1 protein-coding gene and 1 pseudogene are annotated in these 24614 nt (G+C 51.5%); both read left to right on the top strand.

Translation table 11 applies throughout. The annotated features are described in order from the left end of the window. The first annotated feature begins 10 nt into the window (after positions 1-10). Positions 11-17647 (top strand): PfaD family polyunsaturated fatty acid/polyketide biosynthesis protein, encoded by a 17637-nt coding sequence (locus AC3G2T_RS03105; protein ID WP_488434499.1) that lies wholly within the window; start codon positions 11-13, stop codon positions 17645-17647. Positions 17648-18017: 370 nt separating this feature from the next. Continuing rightward, positions 18018-24329 (top strand): annotated as a pseudogene (locus AC3G2T_RS03100) (SDR family NAD(P)-dependent oxidoreductase); the annotation flags it as partial. Between the last annotated feature and the right edge of the window lie 285 nt (positions 24330-24614).

The following is a 24614-nucleotide window of genomic DNA, read 5'->3' as shown; positions in this document are numbered from 1 at the left end:
AGGGGAATGAATGATGGAGAAAACAAATTTTCCAATAGATGTGGATCAAGTGACGGACAAAGTGAAGGAAATCGCAGCCGAGGTCTTGCAGATGGCGAGCGATTCCATCCATAGCAAACAGAGCTTTATTGAGCTGGGTATGAATTCAGTATTAAGCGTTGATTTTATTGAAATGATCAATCAATCATTATCGATTCGTCTAGGCGTTGAAAGTGTGTACGACTATCAGAGTATGGAGCAGCTTGCCGGGCATATTGTCGATATGATGACAATCAACAGCCAAAGCTCCAGCCTTTCAGGCGATGGAAAAAAAGGAAATGGAAAAAGGAAACGCAAGAAAATGGATGCGGGGCACGTGTCGGTCGATTCGCTCGCAAAAGGAATCTTAGCCGAGGTTTTGAACGTACCGAGCGATACTTTGGATACTGCCAAAAGCTTGGTCGAGCTTGGTTTAAGTTCCGTGCTTGCTGTGGAATTTATTGAAAGCGTAAATCACAAGTTGGGTACAAAGCTGGGCGTAGAGGTCGTCTATGATTATCATTTAATTGGCGACTTGATAGGATATATTGCAGCGATGATCCAGCCCGGAACGAGGCAAACGGAAGAAGAAAAAAATACTCTGTCGCCAGATTCTCTGGAAGAAAGAGATTCGGATATAGCGATTATCGGCATTTCTGGAAAATATGCAGGTTCAGATACGATCGAGCAATTTTGGGAACATTTACAGGCAGGAGACTGTTGTATAAAGGAGATTACGCGCAAAGACTGGGTGAAAAGTCGTTATTACACATCGGATCCGACACAAAAAAATAAATCGGTGAGCAAATGGGGGGGATTATTAGATCAGATTGATGAATTCGACGCTGCTTTTTTTCATATATCCAGACAAGAAGCCGAAAGAATGGACCCGCAGCAACGTTTATTTATGGAAGAAGCCTATAATGCAATTGAAGACAGCGGATATTCGGCCGAGCAGTTGGCAGGAAGCAAAGTAGGCGTATTTGTCGGAGGGAGATCCTCCGATTATAAAGGCAATCGCCTGGAAGGCGAGAATAGCTCGCAAACTTTTTTGGGAAACGAAATGTCAATACTGGCATCGAGGATTTCCTACTTTTTTAATTGGAAAGGTCCTAGTTTTGCTATAGATACGGCATGCTCTTCTTCTCTTGCAGCCATGCATATCGCGTGTGAAAGTATTCGCAGGGGAGAATCGGAGATGGCTTTGGCCGGAGGGGTTTTTGTCATGAGCTCGCCGGAGTTTATGGTTATGTCCTCCCAAATGGGCATGCTGTCGCCTGAGGGTGTATGCCATACCTTTGATACGAAGGCGAACGGAATGGTATTGGGCGAGGGTGTCGGTATTGTCGTTCTGAAAGGGCTGCAGGAGGCTGTCGAAGACAAGGATCACATTTACGGAGTTATTAAAGGTTCCGCCATGAATCAATCCGGCAAGACGAATGGCATGACCGCGCCAAGTATGCTTTCACAAAAGGAACTCCTTATAGAAGCCTATCGAAATGCGGATATCTCGCCGGAAACGGTCAGTTACATTGAAGTACATGGAACGGGAACGAAATTGGGGGACTCGATTGAAGTCAAGGCATTGACAGAGGCCTTTCGAGCATTTACGGAGAAAACAGCCTATTGCGCGATTGGTTCTCACAAGCCTAACTTTGGGCATGCTGCGATGTCGGCTGGCATTGCCGGCGTATTCAAAGTGTTAATGGCGATGAAGCATAAGAAAATTCCACCGACGATCAGCATGAAACAAGTAAATGAACACATCCATTTTAACGAAAGCCCGTTTTATGTGAATGAGCAGCTTATGGATTGGAAGGGTCCGGACGGGATTCCATTAAGAGCAGGCGTCAGCTCCTTTGGCTTTGACGGAACGAATTGCCATCTGGTGCTGGAGCAGTTTGTAAGAAAGCTGAACCCTGTGGAACGATCTGTGCAGCCGTTATACATATTGCCGCTTTCCGCAAAGACAAGGGCAGCTTTGCGCCGAAAGCAGCTTGACTTGATCAATTGGCTGGACAAAGCAGGGGATGCATGCTCTCTAAGTGACATCGCTTATGTGTTAACGGTAGGCAGAACCCACTACCCGATACGATGCGCGTTTATTGCCGGAAGCTTGCAGGAGTGCAGAGAAAAGCTGGCGGAGCTTTATGGGCAAGCTGCAAGAGGCGATGAGAGTAGTAACGAAGAAGAAAATGATGCAATCCATACAGATTCAGCCTATCCTGATTTCTATGCTCAGCTTATGGAACAAATGAAGGATTCAAGCAGCACATATACTGAGAATTTTTCAGCGGCATTGTCTCAAATTGCCGGATTTTATGTAAGGGGAGGGCAACTAGATTGGGGAATTCTTTACAGCAAAGATTTCCACTATCGGATTCCCTTGCCTGCCTATCCGTTTGAAGACGAACGCTATTGCATGGAAGAGTCCGGTGCTCAGGCTAGTCTCAAAACTCAACCCAACTCCGAGTCAAATCAGTCATGGATTGAAAATTTGCGCAGTCGCGAAACGCAATTTGACTATCAAGCCAAAGGGTTGTCGACAGAAGGCGGACTAAGGGTTGCCGGTATGGATGAACTGCTCGCTTCCTTGTTAGCGAAGCAACTGCAGTCGATCGCTTCGTTCGCGGATCATCCATTCTCTATTCCGAAGATGAAGCAGGCGGGGATTCGCGATACGTATGATCGATGGCTTGAAGTAAGCCTGGCATTTCTGGTTCAACGCAATTATCTCGACTGCGATGGAGAGTCTTACTGCGTAAGGGCCGCCAAAGTGCACGACATCGAGCATGCCTGGGAAGCATGGGATCGTCAGAAGGAAGTTTGGCTGACAGACCCGAGCACAAGCGCTCAAGCCGTATTAGTTGAGACGATGCTGCGGGCATTGCCGGAAATTGTGACCGGCAGGAGACCTTCTACCGACATTATGTTTCCTGAATCCTCTATGAGGCTGGTTGAAGGCATCTACAAAAACAACGCTGTAGCCGACTACTTCAACGAAACGCTGGCGGATACCCTGGTCGCTTATCTGGAAGAACGACTGAAGCAAGACCCGTCAGCTTTGTTCCGATTCATTGAGGTGGGGGCCGGTACAGGGGGAACAAGTTCCATTATTTTCGAGAAACTGCGAGCATATCAAGACCACATTCAAGAATACTGTTATACAGATATCTCGAAGGCTTTTTTAATGTATGCCGAAAAAGAATATGGGAAACGGTATCCTTATTTAACTTTCAAAAAGTTGCATGTCAATACCCCGTTCGAAGGCCAGAATATCCAAACGGGTCTCTACGATATCGTCATTGCAGCGAATGTGCTGCATGCTTCCCAAGATGTAAAGGAGGCCCTGCGCAATGTCAAATCAGCTTTGAAAAAGAATGGTGTCATTTTGCTTAATGAAATTAGCGGCAATTCTTTGTTCCTTCATTTGACCTTTGGCTTGCTGGACGGATGGTGGCTTTATGAAGACCGGGAGTTAAGGATTCCCGGAAGTCCCGCTTTGACTTCCGACAACTGGGAATTGGCGCTTACCAGCGAAGGATTTCAGCAAGTTTTCTTCCCACGGGAAGAAGCGCACGAACTGGGACAGCAAATTATCGTGGCTGAAAGCGATGGAATCATTCGTAAGGCACCGACAGTCGAATGGCATGAGGAAAGGACACCTGCAACTCGTATGAAGCCGGTGCAAGATGCAGGTCGTGTGCAGAACGACAAGGGGAAAGATTACATTAAAGAAACAATTCTCGATACATTATCCTTGGCGTTGAATGTTAGCCAGGAGTGGATTGATGCGGAAACATCGTTCAGGGATTTTGGAGTCGATTCAATTATTGGCGTCAATTTGGTTAACGCGATTAATGAAGCTTTAGCTGTCGATATGGAAACGACCATTTTGTTTGACTATAGCTCGGTGAATCAGTTGACAGCTTATATCATATCTCAATACGGAGAGCAGCTCGCTGCTTTGCCGCAATTTGAAGAATCTGTCCCGGTTCCTGAATTCTTGAACGAGGCAGCGCGGCACAGCGGAAATAAGAGCATCGATAAGAATACCAATGTTCAGAAAAACGGCGGCGAGAGCGGAGCAGGAGCAGCCCTGTCCAAAGAACCGATTGCGATTATCGGGTTGAGCGGAAGGTTTGCACAGAGTGAAACGGTCCACGAATTATGGCAGCATCTTGTTCAAGGCGCCCATTTGATTGAAGAAGTGAAGCGTTGGAATTTATCGGATCACTACTCGGACGAGTCGGCTTATTGCAATTACGGCGGATTTTTAAAAAATATCGACCAATTTGATCCGCTATTTTTCAACATATCCGGACTTGAAGCGGCTTATATGGACCCGCAGCAGCGTATTTTCCTGGAAGAAGCATGGAAGGCGTTGGAAGATGCGGGGTATGCAGGGGCCAAAGCAGCGGGAACTCGCTGCGGCGTGTATGTCGGATGCGATAAAGGAGATTATCAGCAATTAATTGAAGCCGATTCGCCGCCGCAAGCTTTTTGGGGGAATTTGGGGTCTTTGATTCCTGCCCGGATCGCTTATCATTTGGATTTGCAAGGCCCGGCGATTGCTGTGGATACAGCCTGCTCAAGCTCTTTGGTATCCATTCATCTGGCCTGCCAGGGCTTATGGTCGAGGGAAACGGATATGGCTTTAGCCGGCGGGATATTCATCCAGGCGACTGCCGGATTTTATGTATCGGCTAACCGGGCGGAGATGCTGTCCCGTTCCGGCAAGTGCTACACCTTTGACGACCGGGCTGACGGAATGGTTCCCAGTGAAGCTGTCGGCATCGTCGTGCTCAAACGTCTCCGCGACGCGGTCGCTGACGGGGATCATATCTACGGCGTTATTCGCGGCTCGGGCATCAATCAGGATGGCACGACCAACGGCATAACTGCTCCCAGCCTCAAGTCGCAAGAACGGCTGGAGCGCGAGGTATATGAAACGTTTGGCATCGATCCGGCACAGATTCAAATGGTTGAAGCGCATGGAACGGGTACCAGGCTCGGTGACCCGATCGAGTATCAGGCGCTCAGCCGGGCTTTCCGCCATTATACAGATAACGAGCAATATTGCGCTATTGGCTCTTTGAAGACGAATCTCGGGCATCCCCAAATTGCTGCCGGCGTCACAGGTTTGATTAAGATTTTGTTAAGTTTGAAACACAAGCAAATACCGCCTTCTCTTCACTTTGAGTCTGGCAATACGAACATTCAGTTCGCAGGCAGCCCCTTTTATGTCAATACGGAACTAAAGGATTGGAAGGCGGGGGCAGGCGGTAAACGTTTGGCTGCACTAAGCTCTTTTGGTGCCAGTGGAACGAACGCGCACATGGTGATCGAAGAAGCTCCGCAGATGGAGCGGGTGCACGCCGGGAAGCCGGGTTATCTGGTCGTCTTGTCGGCGCAAAGCCAGGGGCAGCTGCGTCAGCAGGCTGAACAGCTGGCTGCCTTTTGCACGCAGGAGCCCGGCATCGACTGCGGCAACATCAGCTATACGCTTTTGCTCGGCAGAAAGCACTTCAAGCATCGCTTGGCCTGTGTGGCACGCACGGCCGAAGAGGTGGCAGCCCTCCTTCGCGGCTGGATGCAAAAAGGGAAGCAGCCGCAGGTATATGTCTCCGAGGTTCAGGAGAATGAACGACGCGAGCAGCCATCGCTGAAACGTTATGGCAATGCGTGCATCCGCAGCTGCCGGGAAATCGGGGAAGCTGGCGAGTATATGGAACAATTGTCAGCGATCGCCGATTTATACAGCCTGGGCTACGGCTTGGAGTATGAAGAGCTGTTCGCGGATGGCGGGTATTCGCGGATTCCGCTGCCGACGTATCCGTTTGCGCGGGAGCGTTACTGGGTGCCGGAGAAAACCGCGGCGGCAACCGTGGAGGCAACTGCGGAGGCTTCACACAGCGACTCTGTCTGGGCTAGTAGAGAGGCAGCGAGCGAACAGGAAGCGGCAGAGCTGCTGACCTTTGAGGAGCGGTGGCAGGAGCGGGCGCTCACGGGCGAAGCGGCCGGACAGCGGCAAGAAGGCCGGCGGCAGACGCTGGTCTGTTTCTTGTCTGCGCCGGAGCGGCAGCAAGCGGTCAGCGAAGCTCTTCGGAGGCTGGCCCCGGCAAGCCGTGTGATCTTCATCGGCGAGGGCTCCGGCTTCGAGCGGCATTCGCCAAGCTTCTACAGCGTTCGGCGGGATCAAGGCGATACGTATCGGGAAGCCTGGCAAGCGATTGGCGCCGAACACGGGGAGATCGCTGCGGCCTTCTATCTGTGGCCGCTGGAGGATGCGGGCTTCAACCGGGATTACACGAGCCTGCTGCTGCTGCTGCAAGGGGCAGCGGCAGCGCCGTTCAAGCCTCGGCGCCTGCTGCTTGCCGGACGTTATGAGGAGGGGCTGGAGCGCAGCTTCCTGGAATCGTGGATCGGGCTGGAGCGCTCCTTGGGCATGGCTATGCCGGACGTTCAGGCGGCCTGCATCTATGGCGAGGAAGCCGCTGGAGTCGAAGCGGACCTGAGCGCGTGGACGCAGCGGCTGTGGGCGGAGCTGCAGGAGCCGAAGACGCAGAGCGCGCGTTATCAAGCGGGCAAGCGCTATGTGTGCGAAGTGAAGCCGGCGGAGCTGCCGGCGGTGGACCGGCCGTTCCGAGCGGGCGGCACGTATGTGATCACGGGAGGTCTGGGAGGTCTGGGTCTGCTGTTCGCGGAGCATTTGTTGAAGCGGCAGCCCGTGAACCTGATTCTGACGGGAAGAAGCCGTTTGGATGCGGAGAAAGGCTCCCGAATTCGGGAGCTGGAGGCGGCGGGCGGGCGCGTGATGTATCTGCAAGCCGATGTATGTGATCGGGAAGGGATGGAAGCGGGGCTGAGACAGGTCCGGGACCGTTTTGGCGCCATCCATGGCGTGATTCATGCGGCGGGACTGCTCAGCAGCCAGACGATCCTGAGCACAACGGCAGCGGAATTCCAGCGCATCCTCGATCCGAAAATCGAGGGCGCCCTTGTGCTGGATGAGCTATTGAGGGAGGAAGCGCTGGATTTCGTCTGCTATTTTTCCTCCTCGTCGGCGATTCTGGGCGACTTTGGCTCCTGTGACTACGCGATGGGCAACCGGTTCTTGATGGCGCATGCGAATTACCGGAACGAGCTTAGCCGGCGCGGGCAGAGGCAGGGCAAAACGGTAGCGATCAACTGGCCGTTATGGAAAGGCGGAGGCATGGGAGCCGGCGACGGCGAGCATGCGAAGATGTATTTGCAAGCGAGCGGTCAGCGTTATTTGGAAGCGGAAGAAGGCTTCGCGGTCTTTGAACGATTGGTGAGCGGAAGCAGCGCTCACACGCTGGTGCTTGTCGGACAGCCAAGCCGTATACGGCGGTTTCTGGGATTGAACGGGGCTTCGGTAGAAGCGAAGCCTCAAGGTGATTCGCTGTCGCCAGCCGTTGCCGCTGCCCGTCCGTCAGGGCAAGGAAGACGCCCTGAGATGAGGGGCTGGAGCGTGGAGCAGTGCTTGGAGCGGGAACTGAAAGAGCTGGTCAGCCAACTGCTGAAAATATCCCGCGAGCGGGTTGACCGAACGTCGAATCTGGCGGAATTCGGGTTTGATTCTTTAAGTCTCGCCCAATTCGCGGCAGCGTTAACGAGCTGCTTTGGCATCGAGACGTCACCTTCTGTGTTTTATGGGTACCCGACGCTAGGGCGCTTGGCCCATTATTTTCTGGGTAATCATGAAGCCGCTATTCAAGCTCATTATCAGGAACACGAGGAGAGTTCCCAGCCAATGAGCGCGCTGAAGATAGCTGCAAAAGAGGTTGCCCGGAAACCGCAGAACCCGAGCGCCAATGACCGCATGTCACGTATTGCCCCGTTAGACGAGAATGGGGGAGATGCATCCCGGCAGTCCAGTGAGAAGATTGCGATCATTGGCATGAGCGGCCGCTTCCCGGATGCTCGCAATATCGACGAGCTCTGGCGTGTTTTGGCAAACGGAAGAAGTGTTGTAACCGAATATCCGTCTGAGCGTTTGGCAGGAAGGGCTGCCCGGACAGCTTCAGTGAAAGGCGGTTGGGTGCCTGGCGTTGACGAGTTTGATCCTGCCTTTTTTGAAATATCTCCACGCGAAGCGGAAAGTATGGACCCTCGGCAGCGGCTTCTTTTGCAGGAATCGTGGAGAGCGCTGGAAGATGCCGGATACGGGAACATGCAGATCGAAAAGAGCAAAATCGGCATATTTGTCGGCGTGGAGCAGGGTGACTACCTTATTTTAGATAGAGACACAAGCAATATTACGGCGAATCATAATGCGATTTTATCAGCCAGGCTTGCCTATTTCCTTAACTTGGAAGGCCCGGTCATGTCGATTGATACCGCATGTTCGTCGGGATTAGTAGCTGTGCATCAGGCTTGCGCCAGCCTGCGGAATGATGAATGCGATACAGCGGTGGCAGCAGGTGTCAGTTTGATTCTGTCTGATGAAACGATAGCCGGCATGGAACAAGCCGGCATGCTGTCCGAGGACGGTGCCTGCTATGCGTTCGATAAGCGGGCCAATGGGATGGTTCCCGCGGAAGCGGTGGCTGTAGTTGTACTCAAAAGGTTATCCCAAGCCGTGGCCGACGGTGATCCAATCTATGCGGTTATCAAAGGGAGCGGGATCAATTACGATGGCAAAACAAACGGGATAACCGCGCCGAACGGCGTCGCGCAGACCCGCTTGCTGAACGCGGTTTACGATAAATGCAAGGTGGACCCTGAGCAAATCGACTATATCGTGACACATGGGACTGGAACCAAATTGGGAGATCCGGTTGAAATCAATGCGCTGTACGACATGTTTAAAAGCCGTACCTCCAAGCAAGGCTACTGCGCGTTGACGTCAGTGAAAAGCAACATCGGGCATACGCTTGCCGCGTCCGGAATCGTCAGTCTCATCAGTCTCGTGCAGGCGCTGCGGCAAGAAGTGATTCCTGCCAGTCTTCACTGTGAGACGGAGAATGATTATATCAATTGGAAAGATAGCCCTTTTTATGTGAACAAAGCAGCCCGTCCCTGGCTGAAAAAGCAAGGGCAAAGCCGGATAGGCGCAGTGAGTGCTTTCGGCATGAGCGGAACGAACGCCCACCTGGTTATAGAAAGCTACGAAGAGAACAGCTTGAAACCAAGTAAAGGCCGCGCTCCTTATTATATGCTGGCATTTACAGCAAAGACGGAGAGCATTCTGCAAGAAAAGATCAAAGATATGGTCGCTTTCTTACGGGATGGAGAAGATGAACAGCTTCATTTGTCGAATATCAGCTATACCTTGCTGAAAGGGCGGCACCATTTTCAATACCGCTGTGCTGTCGTGGTTCAAGATAAGGAAGATGCCATTCATGTCTTAACTCAGGCTGTGCGTAAAGAACAATCGCCGTCTTTGTTTACAGGCACTGTTTCCCGTGATTTTACGGGGCAGAAAACGATTGAATGGTTTGTCCGGAGCCTGTTAGGGCAAAGCGAGTCGCTGCAAACAGATAAGCAGAAGTATCAGGAAATGCTGAAAGCTTTGGCCGAATTTTATTGTCAGGGTTATGACATGGATTGGGAACCGTTATTTGGCGAAGCGGCAGCAGCGCGCATCCATCTCCCTGCTTATCCATTTGCCAGAGAGCACTATTGGGTTCGGAAAGCTGTATCTCCTGCCCTTTCGTTACCTGTTCTACAAGCTGAAAATAACGGATGGACAACTGGGAACCCAGATAAACCAAGTAAAATCTCGCTGGTATCGTTAAGCGAAAGTTTGCCGTCTGCCCTGCAATCGGAGCAACCCGTTCCTCGCCGCATTAAACTCTCAACGCAGGACGGCACAAGGCCACTGGAGCTTGTTGAGCCTATTCGGGCAAAGTCTGCACCGTTGGCTGATCCGACGCCGGAACAGATCCGTTCCTTGCAGGAAGATTTGAAGTCCGGCCTGGCGGATGTTTTATATATGAAGCGTCATGAGGTTGATTTGGACAAAAATTTCGTGGAGATGGGACTCGATTCGATTATCGGCGTGGAATGGATGAAAACGATCAATCACCAATTCGGAACATCGATTACCGCAACCAAAGTGTATGATTATCCAACGATTCGAGAGTTTGCAGCTTATTTAGCCGACCAGGTGAAGCTGAAGCTTTCCTCTCAGACTTATGCGGGCGCAAGCCAGAAAACGGCATTGAATGCCGGAGCGGAATTGGCCGCATCGCCTTCGCCTTCGCAAGAAAGCGAACGCTTGACAAAGCTGAATCAGGAACCTTCAATCGCGGCTTTGCAAGCGGAGCTTGCGGCCAGCTTAGCCCGCATTCTTTACATGAAACCAGACGATGTGCATGCGGACAAGAAGTTTATCGAGATGGGACTTGATTCCATCTTGGGTGTGGAATGGATCAAAGATATAAACAAGCAGTACGGCATGTCAATTACAACAACCAAGGTATATGACTATCCGACGATTGAGGCATTCGCAGTTTTCCTTAGCGAACAAATCAGGAGGGGCGGTCAAAACCGGCCTTTACAAGAGTCGCCTGCCCGCCCTGAGCAATGGGGAAATTCGGTCTTTCAGTCGCGATACCGTTCCAAATGGAGTTATTATGCAGGTTCAATGGGACGCGGTGTTGCTTCGGAGTCCTTAGTCGTAGCTATGGGCAAGGCCAAATTGTTAAGTATTTTTGGGAGTGCGGGTTTTAGAACGGAGCAAATCGAAGGGCATATCCAAAAAATCCAAGCTCAATTGAGCGCGGATGAGCCTTATGGCATGTGTCTGATCTCCAATTTTCACGATCCTGAAGAAGAGCGGCGGCAGGTTGAGCTGTTTCTTGCATACAATGTGCCTGTGATTGAGGTTTCGGCCTTCGCGGGCATGACCGAGCCGTTAGTTTACGGCAGAATTAAGGGAATTAGCCGGCAGCAAGGCCGGATTATGCTGCCCCGCCGAATGATTGCCAAGTGCTCGCGGCTGGAAGTAGCACGTCTGTTTCTGTCGCCGCCACCCATCGATCTTGTAGAAAGTTTGCTGCGCAAAGGATGGATTAATGAAGAGGAAGCGAGATTATCGCAATGCATTCCGATGGCCGATGATCTTGCCGTAGAGGCCGATTCAGGCGGGCATACGGATCAGGGTGTGGCTTTTTCTTTGATTCCTTCCGTGATTGCTCTGAAAAAGCGGTTGCATCAGCATTACGCTTACGAGGAAGAAATTATGATTGGCTGCGGCGGAGGAATCGGATCGCCTGAAGCGGTTGCATCAGCTTTTTCGTTGGGAGCAGACTTTATTTTCACTGGCTCCATTAATCAATGCACTGTGGAAAGCGGCGCTCACGAGGCGGTCAAGGATATTTTGAAAACGGTATCCATCCATGATACGGCGATCACGATTGCGGGAGACATGTTTGAGGCAGGCGCCAAGGTTCAAGTCGTCAAAAAGAACAGTCGCTATTATGCGCGCGCCCAGTCATTATTTCAATGGTATGCCCATTATAATGCCATCGATGAACTGCCTGCGTATATAAAGAACGAAATTGAAACAACCATTTTTAAGAAGACATTTACTGAAGTGTGGGAGCTTGTTTGCAATTATAAAAATCGCTGGAATCCGGAAGAAATCAGGGAAGCGGAGCATAATCCCCGCTTGAAAATGGCACTGATTTTCAAGTGGTATTTTGCCCATTGCGGCCAGATTACGCGCGACGGCGACGTATCTGAAGCGGACAATTTTCAGATTTTTTGCGGCCCGGCTATGGGGTCGTGCAACGAATGGTTGAAAGGAACGCCCTATGAGGATTGGAGAAACCGCCATGTGCATGAAGTGGCCGAATGGTTGATGGTTCAGGCATGTGCACGCAGACAACCCGTGCCGCCGACTCCAGAGAAGCAGGAAGAGCAGGGCCAGGCAAAGGGATATACGAAGATACAGGCTGACGATACGGCGATTGCTGTCCTCGGTATGTCGGGACAATTCCCCAAATCCGCGAACTTGGCGGAGTATTGGAACAATCTGGCGCAAAAAAGGGATTGCATTTCCGAAATTCCGGCGTCACGCTGGCCTGTTGCAGCTTATTATGATTCGAATCCAGAGAGTCCTGGAAAAACCATCAGCAAATGGATGGGGGTGCTGGAGGATGTGGATTTATTCGATCCCTTATTCTTTCATATCACTCCGGTTGAAGCTGAACTCATGGACCCGCAGCAGCGATTGTTTCTGGAGCACTGCTGGACTTCTATAGAAGATGCCGGGTTGCTGCCGTCCTCCCTGTCCGGCAGCCGATGCGGCGTATTTGTCGGCTGCGCCGCAGGCGATTACGGCAAGCGCGTCAGCCGGCAAGAGCTTAATGCGCTCGGGCTGATGGGTGAAACCCCCTCGATCCTGGCGGCGCGGATTTCGTATCTGCTGAATCTTAAGGGTCCGAGTATGGCGATTGACACAGCTTGCTCGTCGTCGCTTGTCGCCATCGCAGAGGCGTGCAACAGCTTGCTGCTGCGCAATACCGATCTGGCTTTGGCCGGCGGAGTCAATGTGATGGAAGGCCCGTCGCTTCATATTATGACGAGTAAGGCAGGCATGCTTTCTGAAGACGGACGGTGCTACTCGTTTGACAACCGGGCCAACGGATTTGTTCCCGGGGAAGGTGTCGGCGTTGTCCTGTTGAAACGGTTATCCGATGCGGTCAGAGATCAGGATCAGATTCAGGCGGTGATTCGAGGCTGGGGCGTGAATCAGGACGGGAAGACCAACGGCATTACGGCTCCCAGTGCAAAGTCGCAGCGAGAGCTTTTACAGGATGAGGTATATGAACGCTTTGGAATTGACCCCTCGACTATTACATTAATTGAAGCTCACGGAACGGGGACGAAGCTGGGCGATCCCATTGAAGTGGAAGCCCTTACTGAAGCTTTTCAAGTCTATTCAACTCAACAAAATTATTGTGCATTAGGATCTGTGAAAAGCAATATCGGTCATCTGCTGCCAGCGGCGGGCATAGCGGGAGTATTGAAGGTGATACTTGCCTTGAAACAACAAATGTTGCCGCCTACGATCCATGTTGAAAAGGTGAATGAGCATATTGCGTTAAACGACAGCCCTTTTTACATCAATACGGAATTGCGGAAATGGGAGCTTGCTCCGGGAATACCGCGGCGTGCGGGTGTCAGCTCCTTTGGATTTAGCGGAACAAATGCTCATTTGGTGATTGAGGAGTATGTCAAAGTCTCTGCCGACTGGGATCGTAACGATTTGGCTGATCCACAGGCTCCAGTACTGTTTACCTTGTCAGCCAAAAGTGAAAAGCAGCTCATTGCCTATGTGGAGTCGTTCAAAAGGTTTGTTCAAGCTCATGGGCAGCTTGATATCGCGAACATGGCTTACACGCTTCAGACGGGAAGGGAAGCGATGAACTATCGCATGGCGTTCGCGGCCGGTTCACGGGCCGATGTGCTGCATACGCTGGAAGCATTTATCCGGGGAGAAGCCACACCGGCAACGGCAATTGGACAGGTGAAAGCGAATAACTCCGATGGGGATACGCAAGCCTTGCTCCGGACAACGTTGCGGGAGCGAAATCTGCGGCGGCTTGCAGAGTATTGGGTAAGCGGTCTGGAGCTTGACTGGAGCTTGCTGTACGGCGAACGATTCCCTCAACGGATCAGTTTGCCAACCTACCCGTTTGCTAAACGGCGTTATTGGGTAGAGCACAAGCATACGGGCGCAGACGGGGCAGAAGGAATACACAAGCAAGCCGATGCTGAAAGTTTCGACTCTGCGGCCGCAATGACGGAAACCGCTAATCCGGGTCGAATAGTCTTGCTGCCATTAACCGAATCTCAGCCGATCGCTGGTTCCCAAAGAGAGCCGTTCGCTGCCGCTGTTACGTTGGCGCCGTTAAGCTCTAAGTTGGGCTCGGAACAGTCGCTTTCGAGAGAAACGGAAAGCGCTGCTTTGCTGAAAGAGCTGGCTGCCTGCCTGGCTGAGGCCTTATATCTTGATCATGACGACGTTGAAGCGGATACGAAATTGGTAGACATGGGTGTAGATTCCATCGTCGGTGTGGAATGGATTCAAACGATTAACAAGAAGTATGGGACATCTTTCCCGGCGACGATCATTTATGAGTATGCAACGCTGCGCGAACTTGCTCCTCTGGTGCAAAAAGAGGGAAGCCGGCGTGATTTGCTTCATCCCAATGGGATGTCGGCATCAACGGATGAGCGGCAACTTCCTTCTGCGGCAAGCGCCAAGGTTGATATAGAGCCGCAATCTGTGGTATCTCTTCGGGACGAACAGAGTATCTCTGTTTCCAATCAATCGGAGATTGCCATAACGGTTTTACTGGAAGAGTTGGCGGCAAGTTTGGCTGAGGCGCTGTATCTGGAGCCTTCCGATATTGATGTGGATGCCAGATTCGCGGATATCGGGCTGGATTCGATTGTGGGCGTAGAGTGGATCAGGGCGATAAACAAAAAGTATGGAACTTCATTTGGGGCTGCGATCATTTATGAGTATTCCTGCATCCGGGAGTTCGGACAATTTTTGAAAAGCGACTTTCATTCACAGGTAAGCCGGGCTGCTGCAATTTCGAAAACCATTTCCCAATCAACGACGGGAACCGTATCGGAAATCATAACGCAATCTGCGCCGCAAGCTCCGTCAGAAGTCATGACGGAAACTACGCCGCATGCAGCGTCCCAAACGGGCGGGGAGCCGTCTGCTTCCAGCGAATATATAGAGGGGATTGCCATCGTTGGGATGTCGGGAACCTATCCGGATGCTAAGGATCTTGATCAGTTCTGGGACAACCTGGCTCACGGCAAAAACTCGGTTCGCGAGATTACTGAGGATCGTTGGGATGTCAACGCCTATTATGATTCGCGTCCTTTCCAAGAAGGCAAGGTGAACTGCAAATGGCTAGGGATGCTGAACGATATAGATTGTTTCGATCCGCTGTTCTTCCATATTTCTCCCGGCGAAGCCGAAGCGATGGACCCGCAGCAGCGACTGTTTTTGCAGGAAGCTTACAAAGCTTTTGAGCATGCGGGGTATAGTCCGGGATCACTCAGCAATCAAAAATGCTCGGTTTATCTGGGCATTATGAGTAACGAATATGGAAAGATGGCTGCCCAAAGTCACGCCAGTATTGCGAGTACGACAGGTAACAGCTTTGCTATCGCGGCAGCCCGCATTCCCTATTTTCTCAATTTGAAAGGCGCTGCGATCGCTATTGATACGGCTTGTTCCTCTTCATTGGTGGGGATACATCTGGCATGTCAGGCTTTATTGCAGCACGAAATTCATATCGCTTTGGTCGGCGGAGTTACGCTGTATTTGACCCCAGAAGGGTATGTGGACATGTGCGCGGCGGGAATGCTGTCTCCGGACGGCAAGTGCAAAGCATTTGACAATAATGCCAACGGATTCGTGCCTGGTGAGGGCGTGGGAGCCTTGGTACTGAAGCGATTGAAGGATGCTGAGGCGGACGGTGATACGATCTATGGCGTGATTGTCGGTTCCGGGGTTAACCAGGACGGCAAAACGAATGGGATCACGGCCCCGAATATGAGCAGTCAAATGGAGCTAACCGGGGATATTTATGAAAAATACAAGATTGCTCCGGACAGCATCAGTTATGTTGAAATGCATGGAACAGGAACGAAGCTGGGCGATCCGATCGAACTGGAGGCGCTGTCTCAAGTATTCAAGACTCATACAACGCGCACAAATTTTTGTGCAATCGGGTCGGTCAAAAGCAATATCGGACACACCTCCGCAGCCGCCGGCATAGCAAGTGTACAAAAAATCTTGTTATGTTTGCAGCATAAAAAACTGGTGCCTACACTGCATTTTGAACAGCCGAATCAACATTTTGACTTTGATGATTCGCCATTTTATGTCAATACCGAACTGATTCCCTGGAAAGCAGTATCCAATAAGCCTCGACGGGCCTGTGTGAGCTCCTTTGGCTACAGCGGCACCAACGCCCATCTTGTCATTGAGGAATACAGACCGAAGATGGTTCGGGAACCTGAGTCATTCGAGGGCGAAGATGGGCATTCACCGATGACGGTGGTATTGTCGGCGCAAAGCGAAGATCAGTTGGCGAATTATGCGGAAAAGCTGGGCGCTTGGATAGACAGCCACCCGGATTTCGAGCTGAGCGACCTGACCTATACTCTGCAGACAGGGCGCGATGCGTTGGATTACCGGTTGGCGTTGGTGACTGATTCCAAGCAAGAAACGCGCAGAGCATTGGCCGAATTCGCATCCCATCGGGCAGGCAAGGGCATTTATACAGCTAAAGTCGCCAAAGGGAAAAACGGCATCGGCCTGCTTGAGAACGATGGGGAAATCAGGTCCCGGATGCCCGCCTGGATCAAGGAGCGAAATATGCATGCTATCGCACAAGCTTGGGTGTCCGGTTTCAAAGTCGATTGGAGTATGCTGGAGGTCTCCAAACGTCCGCGTCGGATCGGCTTGCCAACCTACCCGTTCGCTAAGGAAAGATACTGGCTGCCGCTGAAGAAAGCAGCCGTTCTCGAAAGCGCCGGGATGACCTCGCGGACGGCTGTCCTGCATCCTTTACTGCATCAAAATACGTCGATTCTCACCGAACAAAGGTTCCGCACCACACTGACGGGTGAAGAGTTTTTCATAAAGGATCATCAGGTCAAAGGAGAACGGATTTTGCCTGGGGCAGCTTATCTGGAGATGGCTCGGGCCGCCATCGAACGATCAACCGAGCCTGAGAAAGCCGGGCAATTCTCCGTAAGGCTTCAACATATCGTGTGGACGAGCGCCGTTATTGTCAAGGATACGCCTGTAGAGCTTTATATTGGGGTATATGCGGGTGAACAAGGTGAAATCGGCTACGATATCTACAGCATACCGGAAGAGGCCGGAGGCGATCACAAGATTCATGGTCAAGGACACGGAGCTCTGGTCGCACAAGAACAAAGCCCTGTTTGCGATCTGCCGGCTTTGCGGGAACAGTGCAAGGATCGTGTGCTTTCTGCTGAACAATGTTACGGAGCTTTCAGTGCGATGGGGATCGATTACGGTCCAAGCCATCAGGGGATTGTACATCTCCATACAGGCACCGATCAAGTATTGGCGAAACTGGCGCTGCCTTCTTGTGCAGCCGATACGCAAAAGCAGTATACCCTGCATCCAAGCATAATGGATGCGGCTTTTCAGGCCTCCCTCGGCTTGCTGATGGATTCAGGCCTTCGCGAGCCCGCCTTGCCTTATGCGTTGGATGAACTTACTGTACATGCTGCCTGCACGTCCGCCATGTGGGCTTGGGTGCGGTACAGCGAAGGAAGTCAGGCCGACGGCAAGATCATGAAGCTGGATATCGAACTGGTTGATGAGAACGGCCGGGTCTGTGTCAGTATGAAAGGCTTCTCGACGCTGATATCTCAAGGGAAGGTTATCGCCAACCGCAAGGATTCGAACTTGCATATGCTTCAGCCAAGCTGGCGTCAGCAGAGCATTGCCCAAACGGCTGCCGTTTCTGATTTTACGGTTCGCCGCGTGCTGGTGTGCGATCCGGACGCGCCATTCTCAGGAAATGGAAATGGAAATGACCAAGCAAAGGGGGGACGCGGATTTGTTGTACGTTCCGAATAACAAGGGCATTGGGGAACGTTTTCAAACCTATGCCATTCAGGTATTTGAAGAGATTCAGCATATGCTTCAGGGTAAGACTAAAGGCAAGATGCTGCTCCAACTGGTGATTCCCTTGCAGCGGGATTTGCCTATCTGCTCGGGGCTTTCCGCTCTGCTAAAAACAGCTCAACTGGAAAATCCGAACTTTAACGGGCAAATCATCGAAGTGGAGACGACGGACAGGAGTCAAGCGGAAATCGAAGCCTTATTGGAAGCAAACAGCCGTTTCCTCGACGATCATTGGATTCGGTATCAGGATGGCGAAAGATACGTCGCCAGTTGGAGCGAGGTGGAATCATCCCAACAGGATTCCGCGATTCCTTGGGTTGACCGCGGCGTTTACCTGATTACGGGCGGAGCAGGGGAGTTGGGTCTTCTCTTTGCGAAGGAGATTGCCCGGAAGGTGAAAGAGGGGATCGTGATTCTTGTAGGCCGTTCCCCGCTTAATGAGAAAAAAGAAGCCAGTCTCCGCGAAATTGAACGATTGGGCGTTCGCGTTTCGTATCGGCAGGCCGATGTCGCTGACGAGACAGAGGTCATCCAACTGGTTCAAAGTATTCGTGAAGAATTCGGAGGAATTCATGGAATCATTCACAGCGCAGGCATCATTCGCGACAATTTCATTATCAAGAAGACCAGAGAGCAGTTCATGGAGGTGCTTGCCCCCAAGGTGACGGGATTGCTCAATCTGGATCATGCCACAGCGGCGATGGAGCTTGACTTTTTTATCATTTTTTCCTCGACGGCAGGAATTTTAGGCAACCCGGGCCAAGCGGATTATGCGGCAGCTAATGCTTTTATGGACGCCTACGCCAAATATCGCAATGGTTTGATGGCTCACAACCAACGAAAAGGACGCACAATTTCGATCAACTGGCCGTTGTGGAAAGAAGGCGGCATGCAGATCGACCCTAGATTCGAACAAATGATCGAGCACAGTACAGGGATGCTGGCGATTGACACAGCTTGCGGCATTCATGCTTTTTATCAAAGTGTGGCTTCGGGACAGGAACAGGTAGCGGTGATCAAAGGCGATGCGCGGAAGCTTCAGGGAGCCGCAGGAGCTCCCGAGGCGGATATAGAAGCTCCGAAAGCAGAAGCCGGAAAACAAAGTCCGGCCGACCTGCAGGCAGGAGATCACGAGTTGGAGGAGCAAGCGGCTGTTTATGTGAAAAAGTTGCTTTCCTCCGTCATCAAGCTCCCGCCGGCACGTATCCAGGCCGAGATCCCGTTCGAACAGTACGGAATTGATTCTATTATGGTTATGCAAATGACGAATCAACTGGAGCAGGTATTCGGATCTTTACCGAAAACGCTATTCTATGAATATCCCAATATAGCCGAATTGACGGCGTATTTCTTGCAAGTATATCCGGAACGATTGAAAGACAAGCTCGGGTACGCAGACAAAGCAGCCGATAAAGAAACGGCGTGGTCTTCGGTTCCGCAGATAAGCCATACGCGGCTTATCGAGTCCAAAGATGAACAGCAGGCCGGAGCGGCGGATATCGCCATTATCGGGTTGGCGGGACGATACCCGGGAGCCGGCCATATCAGGGAGTTTTGGAGGAACTTGAAGGAAGGCAAAGATTCCGTTGCCGAAATCCCCGCAGACCGCTGGGATTATAAGCAGTATACGCACAGCAAATGGGGCGGCTTTGTAGATGGAGTGGATCAATTCGATCCGCTCTTCTTTTCGATTTCGCCTCGCGAGGCGGAATTGATGGATCCGCAGGAACGCTTGTTTTTGCAATGTGTCTATGAGACGTTGGAGGATGCCGGGTATGCGTCCCGAGCTCCGATCGGCGCGAATGGCAGCGCGAGTCCGGATGCTGTCGGTGTATTTGTCGGGGTCATGTACGAAGAGTACCAGTTGTATGGAGCGCAGGAGCAAGCAAAGGGAAGGACCGTTACGCTTTCGGGAAATCCATCTTCGATTGCGAACCGCGTATCGTATTTTTTTGATTTCCACGGACCGAGTATGGCGATAGACACGATGTGCTCATCTTCCTTAACGGCGATCCATTTGGCTTGCCGCAGCATACTATCGGGCGATTGTGAGCTGGCGATTGCCGGAGGCGTGAATGTGTCTGTGCATCCGAATAAATACTTGGCACTGGAGCAAAGCCATTTTACCTCCAGTAAAGGGCGCTGTGAAAGCTTTGGCGAAGGCGGCGACGGTTATGTGCCTGGCGAAGGCGTAGGTTCTCTCCTGCTTAAGCCGCTTTCAAAGGCCATTGCCGGCGGGGATCACATCTATGGAGTAATTAAAGGAAGCGCAATTAATCATGGCGGAAAAACGAACGGCTATACGGTCCCGAATCCGAACGCGCAGGCCAAAGTAATTGACAAAGCCTTGAAGAAAGCGGGTATTGATCCGCGAACGATCAGCTATATCGAGGCTCACGGCACAGGCACTTCTTTGGGAGACCCCATCGAAATTACAGGTCTGGCTAAAGCGTTCCAAGCGTCTACGCAAGACAAGCAGTACTGTGCTATAGGCTCAGTAAAGTCAAACATCGGACATGGAGAGAGCAGTGCCGGCATCGCTGGACTGACGAAAATCCTTCTGCAAATGAAATATCGGCAGTTGGCGCCTTCTTTGCATTCCAAGGTATTGAATCCTCATATTGATTTTGGCAGTACGCCCTTTATCGTTCAGCAGGAGCTGGCTGAGTGGCAGCGTCCGTTGGTTGAGGTAGACGGGGAAATGAGGGAGTTTCCGAGAATTGCAGGCATTTCCTCTTTTGGAGCGGGAGGTTCCAACGCCCATATACTGGTCGAGGAATATATTCCCGGGCAGCCAGCGGCGGGCTGCTCGGCTTCGGCGGCGGAGAGTACTGTGCTTATTGTGCTTTCCGCCAAAAATGAGGAGCAGCTTCGCGGTCGTGTCGAGCGTATGGTAACCGCGATTCGAGAATGGCCGTTAACGGATGGCGATTTGCTCTCGATGGCATACACCCTCCAGACGGGACGGGAGCCTATGGAAGAACGGCTGGCTGTTAAGGTGGACTCGGTACAGGAGCTTGAGGCCAAATTGCTGGCCTATTTGAATGATCAGGCCTCGCTGGAAGACGTGTTCCTCGGGCAAGCCAAGCTCATTCAAACGGGGCTTGATGGATACGCCAACGATGAAGATATGGAAGAAACAATTGCAGCATGGATTCAAAAAAAGAAGTACAGCAAGCTGCTTAAGCTTTGGGTGAACGGCTTGCATGTGAACTGGAACTTATTATACGGCGATGTGAAGCCAGGTCGCATCTCTTTGCCGACATATCCGTTTGCGAAGGGCCGCTATTGGATCGCCAGGTCAGAAGACAAAATACCTGCAGCCGTAGAGGCTCAGCTGTCAAACCTGCCGGCAGAGGACATAGAGCCGACGACATGTCCGAAGCGTAATTTGCCGCCAGTCGGAATGGCGGGAGAATTTGCTTCGAGCCAGGCCGATAAACCAAGCGGCATTGCTTTGACGCCGGTGGCAAACGAAGCAGAGCTTGCGGCTCCGCAGCGCTCTGCGCCAAGCGTCTTTCCTGCCAAATCCGCCGCAGCGATCCGGAAGGAATTAGCGTCCAGTCTCGCTGCTGCTTTGTATATCGATCCCGGTCAAATCGATCCTGATCAAAAGTTAATCGATATGGGAATGGACTCGATCATAGGCGTGGAATGGGTTCGTATGATTAACAAAGATTACGGAACTTCTTTTGCGGCTACCGTCATCTATGATTATCCGACGATTCGCCAGCTTGCAGGACTGTTGCAAAACGAGCGGATTGAAGAGAAGGTCCCGGAGAAGGTCCCGGAGAACGTCCCGGAGAACGTCCCGAAAGAAATCGAAGCCGTTCCAGTCAGTCAGGCAGTTCCGGATGCTGTCGGACTTGCGAAAGAAGACAAGCTTGCCGGCGCCGAACATCCTCCTGCTGGCAAGGCTAATCAGCAAGCGCACTATACGGAAAACCCAGCTTGCAGAGAAGCTGTGGCGATTGTGGGAATTTCCGGCAGATACCCGGGTGCGGAGGATGTTGATCAATATTGGCAAAACCTCGTTGCCGGCAAAAATTCCGTCAGGGAAATTCCCCCGGATCGTTGGGATATTAACCGTTATTACAAACAGGGGCAGGGTCAAGCCGGTCCTATGTATTGCAAATGGCTCGGGGTACTGGATGAAATCGAATACTTCGACCCATTATTTTTCAATATTTCACCGAGTGAGGCGGAGATGATAGATCCTCAACAGCGCATCTTTTTACAGGAAGCCTATAAAGCCTTCGAGGATGCAGGATACGGTCCTGATGAATTGAACAATCAAAAATGCGGCGTCTACCTGGGCATGATGGGTAACGAGTACGGCCGCAGGACGAGCAGCAGCAAGACTGGCATTTCGAGTACGACAGGCAACAGTGCAGCGATTGCCGCAGCACGCATTCCGTATTTTTTGAATCTGAAAGGCCCTGCAATCTCGATTGATACAGCCTGCTCATCCTCTTTGGCAGCTGCCCACCTGGCAAGCCAGGCGCTTTTGAACCGGGAAGTGAACATCGCGTTGGTTGGCGGGGTGACGCTGTATTTGTCGCCGGACAGCTTTTTGGACATGTGCTCGGCGGGGATGTTGTCTCCGGACGGTCAATGCAAGAGCTTTGATAACAGCGCCAACGGCTTTGTTCCCGGGGAAGGTGTCGGAGCATTGGTGCTGAAAAGGTTGGAGGATGCTGAAGCGGATCATGATCATATCTATGGAGTCATTATCGGATCCGGTATGAATCAGGACGGCAAAACGAATGGGATCACTGCGCCCAGTATGAGCAGCCAAATAGAATTGGTCCGTGACATTTATCAAAAATACGATATTTCTCCGGAATCAATCCGTTATGCGGAAATGCATGGCACGGGCACCAAGCTTGGCGATCCGATCGAACTGGAGGCGCTGTCGAAGGTATTTAAAGAGCATACGGAAGACAAACAGTTTTGCGCGATCGGATCAGTGAAAAGTAATATCGGCCATACGTCCGCTGCTGCCGGAGTCGCCAGTGTGCATAAGGTTTTGTTGTGTCTTAAACATAAAAAGCTGGTACCGACTCTTCATTTTAATGAGCCGAATCAGCATTTCAACTTCAAGAATTCACCTTTTTATGCCAATACGGAAGTGAAACCTTTGCAGGGGAAATCATCGTCTCCTCTTCGCTGCTGTGTAAGCGCCTTTGGATACAGCGGAACGAATGCCCATCTTGTGATTGAGGAATATCGCAAGCCGGACAAGAAGCTGAAACAAGCTGACGCCAGAGGCGATCAGCCTGTTCTCATCGTATTATCGGCTCAAAGCCGGGAGCAGTTGATACGTTATGCGCAGGCAATGAAAAGCTGGCTTGAAATTGAAAAAGATGCGGATTTGCAGGATTTCGCCTATACCTTGCAAGTAGGGCGCGGCGGTATGGACTATCGACTGGCATTTGTGGCGTATTTTGTTGAAGATGCGGTGAAGGCGTTCGACGATTTTATTCAGGGTCGTCCTTCCGCCCAAATGTGGAATGCAAAGGTTAGTAAGAGCAATGCGGAAATTTTTGAAACGGAAGAAGAAGCTCAGCTTGCTTTGCAGCATTGGCTTCGCACCGACCGTCTGGACCAGGCTGCGGAAGTATGGGTGAAGGGCCAACCTTTATGTTGGAACTTGTTGTACGGTTCAGAGAAGCCTAACCGCATCAGTCTGCCAACTTATCCGTTCGCGAAGGAACGCTGCTGGATTGCAGATGACTTCGTGCAGACGAGCGGTAATCAGGAGGGGGCTGATTGCTCTTCTTTCATTCACCCGATGCTGCACCGCAACGTGTCGGATTTTTCGGGAACTCAATTCAGCTCCGTTTTTACAGGAAAAGAGTTTTTCCTGGCTGATCATACGGTGCGAGGAGAACGGGTTTTGTCAGGGGCAGCTTGCCTGGAGATGGTTCGAGCGGCTATTCATGAGGCGGCAAACTTATCGCGTGCGGATCAGACGATGATTCGGTTGAAGGAAATCGTCTGGCACCGCCCCCTTGCTTTCAGGAATCCGCTGCTTGAGGTTCATATCGGATTAACGCAAACGGGCAAGGGTTCCATGAACTTTGAGATTTACAGCGGATCAGGGGAAGACAACACGGCGAAATCTGCTGTGTACAGCAGCGGAAGTGCCGAGCTTGTTGCAAAATCCGGGAATTTCAACCTGGATATAGAAGCCTTGCTGTCTCAATGCAAATCCGCGGCGCTTACTTCCGGCGACTGCTACGATGCGTTCAAACGGATGGGCATTGAGTATGGCGCAAGCCATCGCGGAATAGACAAAATTTATATAGGAACCGATCAAGTTGCAGCAAAGCTTTCACTGACATCCTTGGCGAGTCGTGTACAAGACTCCTGCTTCCTCGATCCCGGTCTGATCGATTCAGCCTTCCAGGCATCAATTGGTCTCGTATACGGATCAGTGAATTTGCAGCTGTCGGTACCCTTTGCGCTGCAAACCGTAGACATCTTGCGGGATACGAACGCTTCCGGCATGTGGGCGTGGATTCGTTACAGCAAGGATGAAAATGCGGATGACAAGTCACGGACAGTGGATATTGATATTTGCGACGAGGAAGGGATCGTATGTGTGCGAATGAAAGGATTTTCGACCTGGGTATTGGAATCGGAATCGTCTATAGATGCCAGTGAAACCGAGTTCTATATCCGGCTTACCAAGCAAATATCCGAGGGTGACTGGTCGGAAGAGGAAGTTGAACAGATCCTGCGGTCTCGCATCGGGGCAGGAGGGGCATATGGCTAACCAACCCAAATTGAAATCCTTGTATCAGCTAATTAAAGAAGGAAAAATAGATCCGGAGGATGCCGTTCAGCAATTCAAGCGTTTGGCCTTGGAGCATGCCGGGCAATCCGGCCCTTCGAATCCCGTGCAAGCAGCTTT

It is taken from the genome of Paenibacillus sp. sgz302191, assembly GCF_057749925.1.
The sequence above is the reverse complement of the archived record's forward strand: the minus strand, read 5'-3'. Positions and strand labels throughout refer to the sequence as shown.